The 16816-nt window shown below is 71.0% G+C and carries 14 protein-coding genes and 1 riboswitch; of the genes, 11 read left to right on the top strand and 3 right to left on the bottom strand.

Annotation, left to right across the window (positions count from 1 at the left end; genetic code table 11):
- Window positions 1–36 precede the first annotated feature (36 nt).
- The 5 genes from AB0I82_RS08665 to AB0I82_RS08645 all read left to right on the top strand — a co-directional run bounded on the left by AB0I82_RS08665 (window position 37) and on the right by AB0I82_RS08645 (window position 6589).
- Window positions 37–846 (top strand): c-type cytochrome, encoded by an 810-nt coding sequence (locus AB0I82_RS08665; protein ID WP_363256400.1) that lies wholly within the window; start codon window positions 37–39, stop codon window positions 844–846.
- Window positions 843–1904, top strand: a complete 1062-nt coding sequence (locus AB0I82_RS08660) for a Rieske 2Fe-2S domain-containing protein (protein WP_363256399.1) — start codon at window positions 843–845, stop codon at window positions 1902–1904. The genes AB0I82_RS08665 and AB0I82_RS08660 overlap by 4 nt, the downstream gene beginning before the upstream one ends.
- Complete coding sequence (locus AB0I82_RS08655; protein WP_363256398.1) at window positions 1901–3541, top strand: ubiquinol-cytochrome c reductase cytochrome b subunit; 1641 nt, start codon at window positions 1901–1903, stop codon at window positions 3539–3541. The genes AB0I82_RS08660 and AB0I82_RS08655 overlap by 4 nt, the downstream gene beginning before the upstream one ends.
- Before the next feature lie 158 nt (window positions 3542–3699).
- Complete coding sequence (trpD, locus tag AB0I82_RS08650) at window positions 3700–4764, top strand: anthranilate phosphoribosyltransferase (RefSeq protein ID WP_363256397.1); 1065 nt, start codon at window positions 3700–3702, stop codon at window positions 4762–4764.
- Between the two features lie 77 nt (window positions 4765–4841).
- Window positions 4842–4958, top strand: a riboswitch (SAM riboswitch).
- 233 nt (window positions 4959–5191) lie between these two features.
- Entirely contained in the window at window positions 5192–6589 is a 1398-nt protein-coding gene (locus AB0I82_RS08645) for an aminotransferase class V-fold PLP-dependent enzyme (protein WP_363256396.1), read from the top strand.
- Window positions 6590–6686: 97 nt separating this feature from the next.
- Here the strand turns inward: AB0I82_RS08645 and AB0I82_RS08640 are convergent, their stop codons facing one another.
- Window positions 6687–6968, bottom strand: coding sequence for an Lrp/AsnC ligand binding domain-containing protein (locus tag AB0I82_RS08640; RefSeq protein ID WP_363256395.1), 282 nt, complete (start codon window positions 6966–6968; stop codon window positions 6687–6689).
- Window positions 6965–7714, bottom strand: coding sequence for a rhomboid family intramembrane serine protease (locus AB0I82_RS08635; RefSeq protein ID WP_363256394.1), 750 nt, complete (start codon window positions 7712–7714; stop codon window positions 6965–6967). Before AB0I82_RS08635 ends, AB0I82_RS08640 begins: the two co-directional genes overlap by 4 nt.
- A gap of 191 nt (window positions 7715–7905) precedes the next feature.
- On the opposite strand from AB0I82_RS08635, the gene AB0I82_RS08630 reads away from it, so the two are divergent.
- The 6 genes from AB0I82_RS08630 to AB0I82_RS08605 all read left to right on the top strand — a co-directional run bounded on the left by AB0I82_RS08630 (window position 7906) and on the right by AB0I82_RS08605 (window position 14836).
- Window positions 7906–8145 carry a hypothetical protein gene (locus tag AB0I82_RS08630; RefSeq protein WP_030616609.1) on the top strand — a complete coding sequence of 80 codons (240 nt, stop codon included), beginning with the start codon at window positions 7906–7908 and terminating at the stop codon, window positions 8143–8145.
- Between the two features lie 84 nt (window positions 8146–8229).
- On the top strand, window positions 8230–9534 hold the full coding sequence (locus tag AB0I82_RS08625) for an NYN domain-containing protein (protein WP_223733732.1): 1305 nt from the start codon (window positions 8230–8232) through the stop codon (window positions 9532–9534).
- A 315-nt stretch (window positions 9535–9849) separates the two neighbouring features.
- A complete protein-coding gene (locus AB0I82_RS08620) occupies window positions 9850–10878 on the top strand; it encodes an NlpC/P60 family protein (RefSeq protein ID WP_363256393.1) in 1029 nt (342 codons plus the stop codon).
- A 287-nt stretch (window positions 10879–11165) separates the two neighbouring features.
- Window positions 11166–12215 carry an NlpC/P60 family protein gene (locus tag AB0I82_RS08615; protein WP_363256392.1) on the top strand — a complete coding sequence of 350 codons (1050 nt, stop codon included), beginning with the start codon at window positions 11166–11168 and terminating at the stop codon, window positions 12213–12215.
- A gap of 104 nt (window positions 12216–12319) precedes the next feature.
- Entirely contained in the window at window positions 12320–13594 is a 1275-nt protein-coding gene (locus AB0I82_RS08610; protein ID WP_363256391.1) for a hypothetical protein, read from the top strand.
- A gap of 99 nt (window positions 13595–13693) precedes the next feature.
- Window positions 13694–14836: a glycosyltransferase family 4 protein gene (locus AB0I82_RS08605; protein ID WP_363256390.1), complete on the top strand. Its 1143-nt coding sequence runs from the start codon at window positions 13694–13696 to the stop codon at window positions 14834–14836.
- Window positions 14837–14903: 67 nt separating this feature from the next.
- On the opposite strand, the gene AB0I82_RS08600 is transcribed toward AB0I82_RS08605, so the two are convergent.
- Entirely contained in the window at window positions 14904–16697 is a 1794-nt protein-coding gene (locus tag AB0I82_RS08600) for an AMP-dependent synthetase/ligase (RefSeq protein WP_363256389.1), read from the bottom strand.
- Window positions 16698–16816: the final 119 nt, after the last annotated feature.

The following is a 16816-nucleotide window of genomic DNA, read 5'->3' as shown; positions in this document are numbered from 1 at the left end:
GCATCGACGCAGAAGATCCTGACACCGGGGTAATCCGTGAAAAAGCTCTCCGCACGACGGCGCCATCCGCTGGCGGCGCTCGTCGTCCTACTCTTCGCGCTGGCGGTCACTGGGGGGCTGTACGCCGCGTTCGCGCCGGCGGACAAGGCTCAGGCCGATGACACCGCCCAGTCTCTTGCCATCAAGGAGGGCAAGAAGCTCTTCGCCGTGGGCTGCGCCAGCTGCCACGGCACCGGCGGTCAGGGCACCTCCGACGGCCCGAGCCTGGTCGGCGTGGGCGCTGCCGCCGTCGACTTCCAGGTGGCCACCGGCCGGATGCCGGCGCAGCAGCCCGGCGCCCAGGTGCCGCGGAAGAAGAACATCTACAGCCAGGCCGAGATCGACCAGCTGGCGGCGTACGTCGCGTCGCTCGGCGCCGGTCCCGCCGTGCCCGGCAAGGAGCAGTACAGCAAGGACGGAGCGGACATCGCCAAGGGCGGTGAGCTGTTCCGTACGAACTGCGCGCAGTGCCACAACTTCACCGGTAAGGGCGGCGCCCTGACCAACGGAAAGTTCGCACCGGCGCTTGATGGTGTGGATCCGAAGCACATCTACGAGGCCATGGAGACCGGCCCGCAGAACATGCCTTCGTTCCCTGACGGCAGCCTCTCGCAGCAGAACAAGAAGGACATCGTCGCTTACCTCGGTGAGGTCAACGGCGACAAGACCGCGAGCCCCGGTGGCATGGACCTCGGTGGTCTCGGCCCGGTCAGTGAGGGCCTCTTCGGTTACATCTTCGGCCTGGGCGCACTGGTCGCGGTCGCCATCTGGGTCGCAGCCCGGACAGCGAAGGCCAAGAAGTCATGAGTGAGACTGGACGACACGCAGACGTGCCAGAAGAAACCCTGCCCAGTGGGCGCGACGGTGCCCACGGTGACGTGGCGACGAGGGAGAACCCCTTCGCCGACCCGGGCCTGCCCCCCCACGAGCACCGCATCCAGGACATCGACGAGAAGGCGGCCAGGCGCTCCGAGCGCACCGTGGCCCTGCTCTTCACGCTGTCCATGCTCGCGACGATCGGCTTCATCGCCTCGTACGTGATCTTCCCGGTCGACAAGATCATCTACGTCTGGCCGCTCGGCCACATCAGCGCGCTGAACTTCGCGCTGGGCCTGACGCTGGGCGTGGCGCTGTTCTGCATCGGCGCCGGCGCGGTCCACTGGGCCCGCACGCTGATGTCGGACGTCGAGGTGGCGCAGGAGCGGCACCCGATCGAGGCCGAGCCCGAGGTCAAGGCCAAGGTCATGGCCGACTTCCGGGAAGGCGCCGCGGAGTCCGGCATGGGCCGCCGCAAGCTGATCCGCAACACCATGTTCGGCGCGCTGGCCCTGGTGCCGCTGTCCGGTGTGGTGCTGCTGCGCGACCTCGGTCCGCTGCCGGAGAAGAAGCTCCGCACCACGGGCTGGAAGAAGGGCATCCGCCTGGTCAACCAGTCCACCAACCTCCCGCTGCGTCCCGAGGACATCGCGGTCGGCTCGCTGACCTTCGCCAAGCCCGAGGGCCTGGAGGAGGACGATCACGAGTTCAACACCAAGATCGCCAAGGACGCCCTGATGCTCGTGCGGATCCAGCCGCAGAACATCAAGGACAAGCAGGAACTTGAGTGGTCGCACGAGGGCATCGTGGCGTACTCGAAGATCTGCACCCACGTCGGTTGCCCGATCTCCCTGTACGAGCAGCAGACGCACCACGTGCTCTGCCCCTGCCACCAGTCCACCTTCGACCTTTCCGACGGTGGCCGCGTGATCTTCGGTCCGGCCGGCCACGCCCTGCCGCAGCTGAACATCACGGTGAAGGACGGCTACCTCGAAGCCGTCAGCGACTTCGCGGAGCCCGTCGGCCCGAGCTTCTGGGAGCGCGGATGAGTAACGAGACGAGCGCGACCAACGCGCGCCGCGGCCAGGCGCCGCGGGGCGAGCGGATCGCCGACTGGGCGGACGGCCGGCTGGGCATCTACAGCCTCGCCAAGTCCAACATGCGCAAGATCTTCCCGGACCACTGGTCCTTCATGCTCGGTGAGATCTGCCTTTACAGCTTCATCATCATCATCCTGACCGGCGTCTACCTGACGCTGTTCTTCCACCCGAGCATGGCCGAGGTCGTCTACCACGGCTCCTACGTGCCCATGCACGGCATCCGGATGACGCAGGCCTTCGAGTCGACGCTGGACATCAGCTTCGACGTCCGCGGCGGCCTGCTGATCCGGCAGATCCACCACTGGGCCGCGCTGGTGTTCCTCGCCGGCATGATGGTCCACATGATGCGGGTGTTCTTCACCGGCGCCTTCCGCAAGCCGCGCGAGGTCAACTGGCTGTTCGGCTTCCTGCTGTTCGTCCTGGGCATGTTCACCGGCTTCACCGGTTACTCGCTCCCGGACGACCTGCTCTCCGGCACCGGTGTCCGCTTCATCGAGGGTGTCATCCTGGCGATGCCGCTGGTCGGCTCGTACCTGCAGATGTTCATCTTCGGCGGGGAGTTCCCCGGCCACGACATCATTCCGCGGTTCTTCACGATCCACGTGCTGCTGCTGCCGGGCATCATGCTCGGCCTGCTGGTGGCGCACCTGATCCTGGTCTTCTACCACAAGCACACGCAGTTCCCGGGTGCCGGTAAGACCGAGAAGAACGTGGTCGGCATGCCGCTGCTGCCGGTCTACATGGCCAAGGCCGGAGGCTTCTTCTTCCTGGTCTTCGGTGTGATCTCGGTGATCGCCGCGATCGCGAGCATCAACCCGGTGTGGGCCATCGGCCCGTACCGCCCGGACCAGGTGTCCACCGGCGCCCAGCCCGACTGGTACATGGGCTTCGCCGAGGGTCTGGTCCGTGTCATGCCGGGCTGGGAATGGGTGCTCCCGGGTGGCTACACCCTCAACTTCGGTGTGCTCATCCCGATCATCGTCTTCCCGCTGGTTCTCGCGGCCATCGCGGTCTACCCGTTCATCGAGTCCTGGGTCACCGGCGACAAGCGTGAGCACCACCTGCTGGACCGCCCGCGCAACGCCCCGACCCGTACCGGCTTCGGTGTGGCCTGGCTGATCGCCTACCTGGTCATGCTCGTCGGTGGTGGCAACGACCTGTGGGCCACGCACTTCCACCTGTCGATCAACTCGATCACCTGGTTCATCCGGATCGCGTTTTTCGTCGGGCCGGTGCTGGGCTTCATCGTCACCAAGCGGATCTGCCTGGGTCTGCAGCGGCGCGACCGCGACAAGGTGCTGCACGGACGCGAGTCCGGCATCATCAAGCGGCTGCCGCACGGTGAGTTCATCGAGGTGCACGAGCCGCTCACGCAGGAGCAGCTCCACCACCTCACCTCGCACGAGCAGCCCAAGCCGCTGGAGATCGGCCCCGAGGTCGACGAGAACGGCGTCAAGCGCAAGATCCCGCGCTCGCAGAAGCTGCGCGCCAAGCTCTCCAAGAGCTTCTACGGCGAGGACAGCCACATTCCGAAGCCGACGGTGGAGGAGTACGAGGAGATCACCAGCGGCCACGGCCACCACTGATCTCCGCGGGGGAGCGGTACCGACACCGTGACCTCGTGCACGTAGCAAAGAACGCCACCCAGAGGGCCCTGTCCGAGCATCGGACGGGGCCCTCCGGCGTACCCGCGGGCCCGATAGGCTCGCTGTGAAGATTTTTGACTCACCCAGGAGCGTGGACCATGAACGTTGTGACCCCGGATGGCGGCGGCAGCGTGGCGGCCCGCACCTGGCCGGGCGTACTGAACGCCCTCCTCGAAGGCCGTGACCTCTCCGCCGACTCCACCCAGTGGGCGATGGACCGGATCATGCGCGGCGAGGCCAGCGACGCGCAGATCGCCGGCTTCGCGGTGGCGCTGCGCGCCAAGGGCGAGACGGTCGCGGAGATCTCCGGGCTGGTCCGCGCGATGTACGAGCACGCCAACCTCATCGAGGTGCCGGGCCGCAGCGTGGACATCGTCGGCACCGGCGGCGACGGCGCCAAGACCGTGAACATCTCCACCATGTCCTCGATCGTGGTGGCCGGTACGGGCACGAAGGTCGTCAAGCACGGCAACCGCGCCGCGTCCTCCGCCAGCGGCGCCTCCGACGTCCTGGAGAAGCTCGGCGTGAACCTGGACCTGACGCCGCGCCGGGTGGTGGAGGTCGCCGAGGAGGCCGGCATCACCTTCTGCTTCGCGGTGAAGTTCCATCCCTCGCTGCGGCATGTCGCGCCCGCCCGCAGCCAGCTGGGCATCCGTACGACCTTCAACGTGCTCGGCCCGCTCACCAACCCGGCCAAGGTCGCGGCCCAGGCCACCGGCGTCGCCGACGCCCGGATGGCGCCCATCCTGGCCGGTGTGCTCGCCGAGCGCGGCTCCTCCGCGCTGGTCTTCCGCGGCGACGACGGCCTGGACGAGCTGACCACCACGGCCACCTCCACGGTGTGGGTGGTCCGGGACGGCACCGTGCGCGAGGTGCCCTTCGACCCGCGTGACGTGGGCATCGAGCTGGTGCCGGTGGAGGCCCTGCGCGGCGCGGACGCCTCGTACAACGCGGACGTCGCCCGCCGCCTGCTGGCCGGCGAGACCGGCCCGGTACGGGACGCCGTCCTGCTGAACTCCGCCGCGGCCCTGGTGGCCCTGGACCCGACGGACGCACCGCTGAACGACCAGATCGCGGCGGGGATGGCCAAGGCCGCCGAGTCGATCGACTCGGGCGCGGCACGGGCGGTGCTGGAGCGCTGGGTGACCGCTTCGCACGCGTAACGGCCCTGCGACGCGAGGGGTGTCCGCATCCCGGACACCCCTTGCAGTGCCGCGATCATGTGGCATGATTCTCGGCAGGTCACGAGTGACAGCGATTAGGCCCCGGCTTGCTGTCCGGCAACCCTCCGTCCGTGGCGGGGTGCCCCGGGTGATGACCAGGCCGCAGGCAGCGAGGTCTGCGGCAAGCGCGGATCCCTCGCCAGGGATCCTGGTTATCGAGGGAGCTCTTCCGTGATGCAGCGAATGCGCTAGGGCCGCTCGGCCCCGTTTCCGAACACCCCGCCTGGGTGCCCCCTTTGTACGAGCCGTACGAGCCGTACGAGCCGTACGAGGTGTGCGTGCGCCCGCGGGTCCTTCCACGCCCTGTGCGTGTCATTCGCCTACTCCGTGCGTTCCGTACGGTTTTACGCCTCCGGGAGACTCCGCCATGTCCGTGCGCCCTGACACCGCCCTCGCCACCGCCGATTCCGCCGACGCCGACCCCGCCTGCGCCCCGCTCCCCGTCCTCGGCCGCGACGTGCTCGTCCCGCTCGTCACCGGTGGCGAGGTCGGCTACGCCGCGCTGGACTACGCCGCCAGCGCCCCGGCCCTGCAGCGGGTGTGGGACGACGTGGCCGCGTACGCGCCGTACTACGGGAGCGTGCACCGCGGCGCGGGCTACCTCTCGCAGCTGTCGACGGACCTGTTCGAGAACAGCCGGGTGACGGTGCACGAGTTCCTGGGCTGCCGCGAGTCCGACCAGGTGATCTTCACCCGGTCCACCACCGACTCGCTGAACCTGCTGGCAGGCGTGCTCCCCGCGGACACCCGGGTGTTCGTCTTCGAGACCGAGCACCACGCGTCGCTGCTGCCCTGGGAGCAGCGGTCCGACGTCACCGTCACCTACCTGAACGCCCCGCGGACCCCGCAGCAGGCGGTCGACACGCTGGAGAAGGCGCTCGCCGAGCGCGAGCCCTACGGCCCGGCGCTGGTGTGCGTGACCGGCGCGTCGAACGTGACCGGCGAGCTCTGGCCGGTGCGCGAGCTGGCCGCCGCGGCGCACGCGCACGGCGCGCGCATCGTGCTGGACGCCGCGCAGCTGGCCCCGCATCACCCGGTGGACATCGCCGACCTGGACGTGGACTGGGTGGCCTTCTCCGGCCACAAGCTGTACGCGCCCTTCGGGTCCGGCGTACTGGCCGGGCGCGCCGACTGGCTGCAGGACGCCGAGCCGTACCTGGCCGGCGGCGGCGCGAGCCGCAAGGTCGCGCGGCGCGAGGACGGCGGCGTGCAGGTGGAGTGGCACACCACGGCTGCCCGCCACGAGGCCGGTTCGCCGAATGTCATCGGCGTGTACTCGATCGCCTCGGCCTGCAAGGCGCTGACCGAGGCCGGGTTCGACAACCTGGTCGCGCGGGAGCAGGAGCTGATCGCGAAGGTGCGGGCCGGGCTCGCCGAGGTGCCCGAGGTGAAGGTGCTGTCGCTCTTCGGCGACGACGCGCCGCGGGTGGGCGTGCTGTCGTTCGTCGTGGAGGGCTGGAACAGCTCGCACTTCGCGGCCGCGCTCTCGGCGGAGTACGGCATCGGCGTACGGGACGGGCTGTTCTGCGCGCACCCGCTCGTGCGCACCCTGCTGGGCAGCGACCCGCAGGACCCGGGGGAGTGCGGCGCGCCGGACGCCCGGCCCGGCGAGCGGTCCCTGAACGCCATCCGCGTGAGCTTCGGTGCGGGGACGCCGGATGAGCATGTGGAGCGGTTCGTCACGGCGGTGACGGAGCTCGTACGGGACGGGGCGCGGTGGTCCTACCGGACCGAGGATGGCCGCTGCGTCCCCGACCGCGGCTGAGCCGCGGGTTTCACCGGCCGGTGTTGGTTCCCGTAGCGGGACCGGCGCCGGCCGGTGGCCGTTTGGCGTTCAAGATGTCCTCAATCGCCGGACGGGCTCAACTTTCCAAGCCGATCGCGAACGCCGCTTCCAGGTCGTGCTGGGAGTACGTGCGGAAGGCGATGTGGGTCTCCGTGGAGGCGACGCCGGGGACCTTGCTGATGCGGCCGGGGATGACGTCCGCGAGGTCGTCGTGTTCGCGGACCCGGACCATCGCGATCAGGTCGTGCGCGCCGGTGACCGAGTAGACCTCGCTGACGCCCTCGATCGTCGCGATCTTCTCCGCGATCTCCGGGATCTGATCCACGCTGGTCTTGATGAGCACGATCGAAGTGATCACGATTGGCTCTCTCCCTCGGTCGGCCGTTCTGTGGGCTCCACCCTACCGGGGAGCCCCGGCGCGGCCTGCGGTGGAGCGTCCGGTACGTGGTAGCGGACCCAGGCGTACAGGAAGCCCAGTACAAAGCCGACGACGTGGGCCAGGTAGGCGACGCCGGGGCCGTTGACCGCGCGCTGGGCCGCCAGCCACTGCAGGACGAACCAGAAGAGCAGCACCGCCCAGGCGGGGAAGCGCAGCGGCAGGAAGAAGAGGAACGGGAAGAGGCTGGTCACCCGCGCGCGGGGAAAGAGGTAGAGGAAGGCGCCGAGCACTCCGGAGATCGATCCGGACGCGCCGACCAGGGTCTGGCCCGACTCGGCGTGCGCCGCCGCGTAGCCCATCAGGGCCACGTAACCGGTCAGGACGTAGAAGACCGCGAAGTGCAGCCGGCCCATCCTGGCCTCGGCCATGCCCCCGAAGACGTAGAGGAAGAGCATGTTGCCCAGCAGGTGCAGCCAGCTGCCGTGCACGAAGAGCGCGGTGAGCGGGGTGACCAGGGCCTGCGGGTCGCCGCTCCACAGGTCGCGCGGGATGACGCCCCAACGGGCGAAGTACGCGCTCTGCGCCTGCAGGAGCGATTCGCCGGTGCCGTGTATTCCGTTCAGCCCCGAGGCCGGGCCGATGACGAACACCAGGCAGCAGATGCCGATCAGGATGTTGGTCATCCGGGAGAACACGGTCCGCGGGGACGGAAACGAGGCCGACATGAAGTGATCATGGCGTAATAGCCACAAAGGGGACAGAGTGCCTCGCCGTGTTCCGGTACCCGGGCGGGGACGGCACCCGGTCGCCACCAGGCCGTAGGGTTACGGGCAGTACTTTCCGTACCTCCGCAGTTCGACGGCGCACCGCGAGAGCCCGCACAACCGCATCACGCTTGACGAAAGAGGACGACACAATGGCTGTTCCCCTGCCGACGGCCGAAACCCGGTGGCGCTGCACTCTGTGCGGCAACCTCACCCGTTTCGATGTGACCCGCCGGTCCAAGGTGGTGGAGTACGTCCACCTCGACCTGGCCGGTGAGCCCAAGGTGGAGGAGCGGGAGGTGCTCAGTGAGAGCATCGAGTCCGTCCGCTGCCGCTGGTGCAACGCGGTCGACCAGATCGAGCTGGTGGACCGCCCCGGCGCGGACGCCTGAGATCGGAGCGGTGCAGCAGTGGTGGAGCGTCCAGCAGGGCATGAGGGGGAAGAGCGCGACCCGGAGGCCGGTGCGGCCGACGAAGTGCTCGACCGTCCCCTGCCCGAGGGCGTGCGGCGCCGTGTCGTGGCGCTCACCGCGGAGTCCTTCGGCGGCCTGACGGTCGCCGAACTTCCGCCACCTCTGCGGCAGTACGCCCGTTTTACTCCGTCCCGGCGGGTGAAGTTCGCGGGCAACGCGATGGCCGCGGCGCTGGAGAGCGATCCGGTCTTCCGGCAGCGGATCGCGGCCCGGCTGCGCGAGACCCAGGCCGAGCTGGCCGAGGCCCTGCAGCAGGGCACCCCACCCGCCGCCGCCGACCCGCAGGACGTCGCGGCGGCGGCGTATGTTCTGCGCCCGCCGGGCTGGGCCAAGCTGGTCGCCGCCGCGGGCGAGGAGGTCCGGCGCGCGGACGAACAGCGGGCCGGTGAGGAGGCCGAGCGGGAGCTCGCCCGGCTGCGGGAGGAGCTGGCCGAGGCGCGGGCGGCGTCCCGCGCGGAAGCCGACCGGGCGAGAGGCGACCTCGAAGCGGCGCGCAAGGAGAACGACGTGCTGCAGCGCAAGCTGCGCAGCGCGCTCAGCGACGTGAAGCGCGCGCAGGCCGCGGCGCGCAAGGCGGAGACCGAGACCGAGTCGCTGCGCTCCGCGGCGGCCACGGACAAGGCGACCACCGACAGCGAGATGCGCCGGCTCAAGGCCCGGGTCGCGGAGGCGGAATCGGCGCTCGAAGCGGGGCGCCGCGCCGCGCGGGAGGGGCGCAGTGTCGAGGACATGCGCCTGCGACTGCTTCTGGACACCGTCCTGGACGCGGCCCAGGGGCTCCGTCGCGAACTGGCGCTGCCGCCGGCCAATGTCCACCCCGCCGACACGGTCGACGCGGTCGAGCCGGGCCGGATGACCCCGAAGGACGTCGCGGCGCGCGCCCTGTCCGAAACGGATCCGGCGCTGCTGGACCAGCTCCTGGCGCTGCCGCAGGCGCACCTCGTGGTGGACGGCTACAACGTCACCAAGACCGGCTATCCGACGATGCCGTTGGACAAGCAGCGGCTGCGGCTGCTGGGCGGGCTGGCCGTCCTGGCCGCGCAGACCGGCGCCGAGATGACGTGCGTCTTCGACGGCGCCGAGCTGGCCGCGCCGGTACTGCTCGCGCCACCGCGCGGCGTAAGGGTTCTTTTCAGCAAACCGGGCGTAACGGCAGATGAGTTGATTCGTCAGCTGGTAAGGGCCGAACCGCCCGGCCGTCCCGTCGTGGTGGTCTCCACCGACCGCGAAGTGGCCGACGGGGTGGCGAAGGCGGGCGCCCGCCCGGTGGCATCGGCCCTTCTTCTCAAGCGACTTGCCCGTACCTGAACGGGCGTCGGCCGCGATCTAGAAGGTGTGGGATAGAACACTCCGCGGCCCTTCCAGCGGTCTCGGAGCGTCAATTACCTGCTACGGGCGGTGCCACATTGGTAAAGGATGCGCGTGTGGCCAAGTTTTTTCCCGTGAAGATTTGAAGCGATCACAACTCGGTTACTAAGGTCAGGCCCCGAGCCTTCATGCAGTTGATCATCCAACCGGGATGAACAGTGAAGGAACCGCCGAGTCCGCGGCGTTGACGCGGAGCCGGGGACCAGTTCCCCCCACCACCCGGTAGGCGGCTGAAGGAAGAAGGAGCTCGCCCCCGTGGCGTCCCACCGTCGACCCAAGCAGCCGAGCCGCACGCGTGTCACCGTGTTCACCGCGACCGCAGCGGCGGCAGTCGCGCTGTCCTCCCAGGCCGGGTCCGCTCAGGCCGCCCCGAAGCCGACCAAGGAAGAAGTCAAGTCCAAGGTCGACAAGCTCTACGAAGAGGCCGAGGCGGCCACCGAGAAGTACAACGGGGTCAAGGAGGACCAGCAGGAGCTGCAGAAGGAGGTCGACCGCCTCCAGGACAAGGTCGCCCGTGGCCAGGAGGAGCTGAACAAGCTCCGCAAGGACATCGGCTCGGTCGCCTCGGGCCAGTACCGCAGCGGCAGCATCGACCCCTCGGTACAGCTCTTCCTCTCCGGCGACCCGGACACCTACCTGGAGAAGGCGTCCACGCTCGACCAGTTGAGCGGCAAGCAGGCTTCGCAGCTGAAGGTCATCGCGGACAAGCAGCGCACCCTGTCGCAGCAGCGCCAGGAGGCCGCCGGCAAGATCAAGGACCTCTCCGACACCCGCAAGGCGCTGGGCGACAAGAAGGACGAGATCCAGGGCAAGCTCGCCGAGGCGCAGGAGCTGCTCAACACCCTCACCGCCAAGGAGCGCGCGGCGCTCGAGGCGAAGGAGGAGCGCGCCAACCGCGCCAACAGCCGGGTCGACCTCGGCACCGCCGTTCCCAGCTCGCAGCGGGCCGCCGCGGCCCTCGCCGCCGCGAAGACGAAGATAGGCTCGCCCTACGTCTGGGGCGCCACCGGCCCCTCCTCGTTCGACTGCTCGGGCCTGACCCAGTGGGCGTACCAGCAGGCGGGGCAGTCGCTGCCGCGCACCTCGCAGGAGCAGGCGACCGCCGGCACCCAGATCGGCCGCGACCAGCTCAAGCCCGGCGACCTGGTCATGTTCTACGACGACCTGCACCACATCGGCCTGTACGCGGGCAACGGCCAGGTGCTGCACGCGCCCAAGCCCGGTGCTGCGGTGCGCTTCGAGCCGATGGACAACATGCCCTTCATGTACGGCGTCCGCGTCTGAGGGCCTGTCTCCTGATCCCGTGCGCGGCTGACGCTGCGTGACGACGGCCGGCCCGACACGCCGGAAACGTCCGAACGTACCGCCCGATCGGGGGAATTGCGGCAGCCGCCCCTGACTTACCGCCTCGCCGGTGACCTGCGCAGTCACCGGCGAGGCGGATTTTTGTACGGGTTCGGAGGTCTTTGGCCGGGGTGTACCGGCGCGATTACTGTCTGCCCTCGCAGTCGCCGGATACGACCGCCCGCCCCGGGCGGCAGGGGCTGCACGGGAAGGGAGTGCGGCCTCACGTGGCGTCCCACCGCCGTTCCTCACCGGCCGGCCCGCAGGGCCCGGCACGGATCACCCTGATGTCGGCCGCCGCCGCGGCCACCGCCGCCGCGCTGACCGCGGTCCCCGCGACCGCCGACCCGGGCACCGGCACCGGCCGCGCCGCGAGCCACGCGAAGCTCACCGCACGCGTCGACGCGCTCTACGCCCGCGCCGAACGGGCCACCGAGCGGTACAACGGCGCCAAGGAACGCGCCACCGAGCTGCGCGACCAAGTGGCCGTCCTTCAGGACCGCGCGGCCCGCGCCCAGGAACGGGTCAACCGGCTGCGCGACCGGCTCGGCGCGATGGCCGCCGCCCAGTACCGGTCCGGCGGCGTGGACCCCTCGCTCGCCCTGATGCTCTCCGCGCGCCCCGCCGACTACCTCGACAAGGCCCAGACCCTGAACCGGCTCGGCACCGCCCAGGCCGGGCGGCTGAACCGGCTGGTGGACGCCGAGCGGGTACTGCAGCAGCAGCGCCGGGAGGCCGCCGGGCGGCTGGCCCGGCTGGAGGAGGCCCGGCGCGCCGTCGCCCGCCACAAGGACGCAGTCGAACGCAAGCTCGGCGTGGCCCGGCAGCTGCTCGCCTCGCTGCCCGCCCGCGACCGGGCGGCGTACACCCGCGCCTCGCGCGGCGCCCGCGACGGGGCGCTCCCGGAACTCACCGAACTCTCCGGGCTCTCCGGCCGGTCCGGGCTCGCGGTGGCCGCCGCCCGGTCGGCGGTCGGCGCCCCGTACGTCTGGGGCGCCTCGGGCCCGCGGTCCTTCGACTGCTCCGGGCTGATGCAGTGGGCGTACGCCAGGGCCGGGGTCTCCCTGCCGCGCACCTCGCAGGCGCAGCGGCACGCCGGCCGCCAGATCCCGCTCTCCCAGGCCCGCCCCGGCGACCTCGTGATCTACCGCTCCGACGCCAGCCACGTCGGGATGTACGTGGGCAACGGGCAGGTCGTGCACGCGCCGCACCCGGGCGCCCAGGTGCGCTACGACCCGGTCGGCATGATGCCGGTGACCGGGGTGACCCGCGTCTGAGTCCGGTCGCCTCGGAAGCGGCCGACCGGCGTCGCGGTCCGGAAGCGGTCGGCCGGCGTCCGAATGTTGCCCGCCGGTATCCGCTCACGCGTACGATTCGCCGCGTGACGGAAGAGCGGCGGCCGTACCGGCGGCACACGGCGGTGACCTGGGCGGCGGCCTGTCTGGCCCTGCTGCTCGCGGTGCTCGCGGGCTGCGGGGGTCCCGCCCGCGAAGTGCCCGACAGCACGGCCGTGCAGCAGGTGCTGGACGCCCGCGCCGCCGCCGTCCGCGACCACGACGAAGACGCCTTCCTCGCCTCCGTGGACCCGGCGGCGGACGGCTTCCGGGACCGGCAGCGGGAGATGTTCGCGAACCTGCGCGGCGTGCCGCTCGCCGACTGGCGCTACCGCCTCGTGCGCACCGGCGCGTTCCCGCTGCCCGCCGCGGCCGGCAGCGGCCCCCGCGTCGCCGCCGAGGTCCGGCTGAGCTACCGCCTCGCCGGGTACGACACCGCGCCCGTCACGGCCGTCCAGTACCTCACCCTCACCCGGCACGACGGCCACTGGCGGATCACCTCGGACAGCGACGGCGCGCTGAACGGCAAGCGGACGGCGCGTCAGCTGTGGGACCAGGGGCGGGTCCGTCTCGTACGGGGCGAGCGCAGCCTGGTGCTGGGCACCGGGCAGCCCACCGCGCGCCTGCGCGAGCTGGCCCGGCGCACGGACGCCGCGGTGCCGGCCGTCGCGGACGCCTGGCCGGGCCGCTGGTCGCGCAAGGTGGTGATCGAGGCGCCGGACTCGGTGCGCCGCATGGCCGAGCTGCTGGGCTCCTCGGACGACTCCGCGTACACGGGGATCGCGGCCGTCACCACGGGCGAGGCGGGTGCCTCGAACCGGGCACCGGCGGACCGGGTGATCGTGAACCCGCAGGCGTACGGGGAGCTGAGCGACCTCGGCCGCCGCATCGTCCTCACCCACGAGACGGCCCATGTCGCCACCCGTGCCGTGACGACGGCCGCCACCCCCCTGTGGCTCTCCGAGGGCTTCGCCGACTGGACCGCATACCGCACCGCCCAGCGCACGCCACGCGCCGCCGCCCCCGAACTGACCCGCGCGGTCGCCGCGGGCCGCCTCCCGGACCGCCTGCCGACCACGTCCGACTTCGGCTTCAACGCAGGCGCCGACCGCCTGAACCGCGCCTACGAGGGCGCGTGGCTGGCGTGCCGCCTGATCGCCGACACGTGGGGTGAAGCCCGCTTGGCGGGCTTCTACCGGGCAATGGCCACGGCCCCGAAGGGGGCGAGTGGCCTGGACCGCACGCTCCGGGATGAACTACACGTCTCAACGGCGGAGTTCACGGCGAAGTGGCGGGTGTACGTGCAGCGTGTGCTGGGCTGAGGTACGAGGTCCGCACCTTTCCCGCCGCTGTGGTTGCTCGCGCAGTTCCCCGCGCCCCTTACGGGGCGCCCCATGCGGCACGCGCTACTGTCGGCCCCGATGGACAAGACCCTGATCGTCACCAACGACTTCCCGCCCCGCCCCGGCGGAATCCAGGCATTCCTGCACAGCATGGCCCTCCGCCTGGACCCGGAGAAGGTCGTCGTCTACGCCTCGACCTGGAAGCGCAGCGCAGACGGCCTCGCGGCAACCGCGGCATTCGACGCCGAGCAGCCGTACCCGGTAATCCGGGACCGTACGACCATGCTGCTGCCGACGCCCCGGGTGACCCGCCGCGCAGCGGCCCTCCTGCGCGAACACGGCTGCACGTCCGTGTGGTTCGGCGCCGCAGCCCCACTGGGGCTCATGGCACCCGCGCTGCGCGCGGCAGGCGCGCGCCGGATCGTGGCCACCACGCACGGCCACGAGGCGGGCTGGGCGCAGCTGCCGGGCTCGCGGGAGCTGCTGCGGCGGATCGGCGAGGGCACGGACACGATCACGTATCTGGGTGAGTACACCCGTTCCCGGATCGCGCGGGCGCTGACCCCGGCGGCGGCCGGGCGCATGGTCCAACTGCCGCCCGGTGTGGACGAGGAGACCTTCCACCCCGGCTCCGGCGGCTACCAGGTGCGGGCCCGCCTGGGGCTGGCCGGCCGCCCGGTCGTGGTGTGCGTCTCCCGGCTCGTGCCGCGCAAGGGCCAGGACACCCTGATCGAGGCCATGCCCCGGATCCGTGCGTCGGTGCCGGACGCGGCGCTGCTGATCGTCGGCGGCGGTCCGTACGAGAAGGAGCTGCGCGCCCTCGCGGAGACCCGTGGTGTCGCCGACGAGGTGTACTTCACCGGCGCCGTCCCGTGGGAGGAGCTGCCGGCGCACTACGGTGCGGGCGATGTCTTCGCGATGCCGTGCCGCACCCGGCGCGGTGGCCTGGACGTGGAGGGCCTGGGCATCGTGTATCTGGAGGCGTCCGCGACCGGGCTGCCGGTCGTGGCGGGCGACTCCGGCGGCGCCCCGGACGCGGTGCTGGACGGCGAGACCGGCTGGGTGGTGCCGGGCGGTTCGCCGACCGCCGTCGCCGACCGCATCGTCCCCCTCCTCCAGGACCCGGCCCTGCGCCACCGCATGGGCGAGCGCGGCCGCGCCTGGGTCGAGGAGAAGTGGCGCTGGGACCTGCTCGCGGAACGGCTCAAGGAGCTGCTCTAGGCGTTCCGGAACGACGTCGGCCGGCCCGCGGACAAGCGGGCCGGCCGACGTCGTGCGTACGGGGCGCTCAGCTCCGGTACAGCGCTTCGATGTCCTCGGCGAAGTCCTTCGCCACGACATTGCGCTTGAGCTTCAGGGACGGGGTGACGTGTCCCGACTCCTCGGTGAACTGGGTCGGCAGGACGCGGAACTTGCGTACCGACTCGGCGCGCGAGACCGCCGCGTTGCCGTCGTCCACCGCGCGCTGGACCGCGGCCAGCAGCTCCGGGTCCTCGGCGAGCTCCTCGGCGCTCTTGCCGACCTTGCCGTGCTCGGTGGCCCAGCGCGGCAGGAACTCCTCGTCCAGGGTGACCAGCGCGCCGACGAAGGGCCGGCCGTCGCCGACGACCATGCACTCGGCGACCAGCGCGTGGGCGCGGATGCGGTCCTCGATGACGGCGGGGGCGACGTTCTTGCCGCCGGCCGTCACCAGGATCTCCTTCTTGCGCCCGGTGATGGCGAGGTAGCCGTCCTCGTCCAGGGTGCCGATGTCACCGGTGTGGAACCAGCCGTCGGACAGCGCGTCCGCGGTGGCCTGCTCGTTGTTCCAGTACGTCGTGAAGAGGTGCTCGCCGTGCAGCAGCACCTCGCCGTCGTCGGCGATGCGCACCACCGAGCCGGGCAGCGGCTGGCCGACCGTGCCGATCTTCTGCCGGTCCCAGGGGTTGAAGGCGGTCGCGGCGCAGGACTCCGTCAGGCCGTAACCCTCCAGGACCGTGAAGCCGATGCCCCGGTAGAAGTGGCCGAGCCGCTCGCCCAGCGGCGCGCCGCCGGAGATCGCGTGCGTGGCGCGGCCGCCGAGCACGGCGCGCAGCTTGCCGTAGACCAGCCGGTCGAAGACCTTGTACTTCAGCTTCAGGCTCATCGACGGGCCGGCCGGGGTGTCCAGCGCGCGGCTGTAGGCGATCGCGGTGTCCGCGGCCTTGTCGAAGATCTTGCCCTTGCCGTCGGCCTGCGCCTTGGCCCGCGCGGTGTTGTAGACCTTCTCGAAGACGCGCGGCACGCCGAGCACCATCGTCGGCTTGAAAGCCGCCAGTTCGTCGGTGAGGTGCTTGATGTCCGCGACATGGCCGAGCTTGATCGGAGCCATCACGGAGGCGACCTCGACCAGCCGCCCGAAGACGTGCGCGACCGGGAGGAAGAGGAGGACGGAGGAGTCACCGGTACGGAAGAGGGGGCGCAGCCGCTCGACGATGTTGCCGCACTCGGCGAAGAACGCGCGGTGGCTGAGGACGCAGCCCTTGGGGCGGCCCGTCGTGCCGGAGGTGTAGACGATCGTGGCGGGGGAGTCGGCGTCGGCCAGCGCGCTGCGCGCGTCGACCTCCTCGTCCGGCATCCCGTCGCCCGCGGCGTGCAGCCGGGCTATCGCGTCCCGCTCGATCTGCCAGATGTGGGCGAGGGCCGGGAGCCGGTCGCGTACCGACTCCACCGCGGCCTCGTGCGCCGGGGTCTCCACCAGGCAGGCCACCGCGCCGGAGTCGCCCAGGATCCACTGGATCTGCTCGGGGGAGCTGGTCTCGTAGACGGGGACGGTGACCGCGCCCGCGCTCCAGATGGCGAAGTCCAGCAGCGTCCACTCGTACCGCGTGCGGGACATCAGGCCGATGCGGTCGCCCGGGCCGATGCCGGAGGCGATCAGGCCCTTGGCCACGGCCCGCACCTCGGCGAGGAACGCGGCGGCGGTGACGTCCTGCCACTGGCCGGCGACCTTGCGGCCGATGACCGCGACATCGGGGTGCTGCGCGGCATTCCGGCGGATGAGATCCGTCAGGTTGCCGTCCGCGGGGACCTCGTACAGGGCCGGAAGGCTGAACTCGCGCAAGACTGCTGCTCCTCGGTGGCGCCGGCGTCACCACGCGGTGCGTCAGGCCGGCTGCGGTCCATGATCAGGCAAAGGGGATTGGACTGCCCGGACGTTACCCATCGGTATGCCTTCGGGGA

Origin of the sequence: Streptomyces sp. NPDC050315 (assembly GCF_040655775.1) — a bacterium.
Taxonomy (GTDB): Bacteria; Actinomycetota; Actinomycetes; order Streptomycetales; family Streptomycetaceae; genus Streptomyces.
The sequence above is the reverse complement of the archived record's forward strand: the minus strand, read 5'-3'. Positions and strand labels throughout refer to the sequence as shown.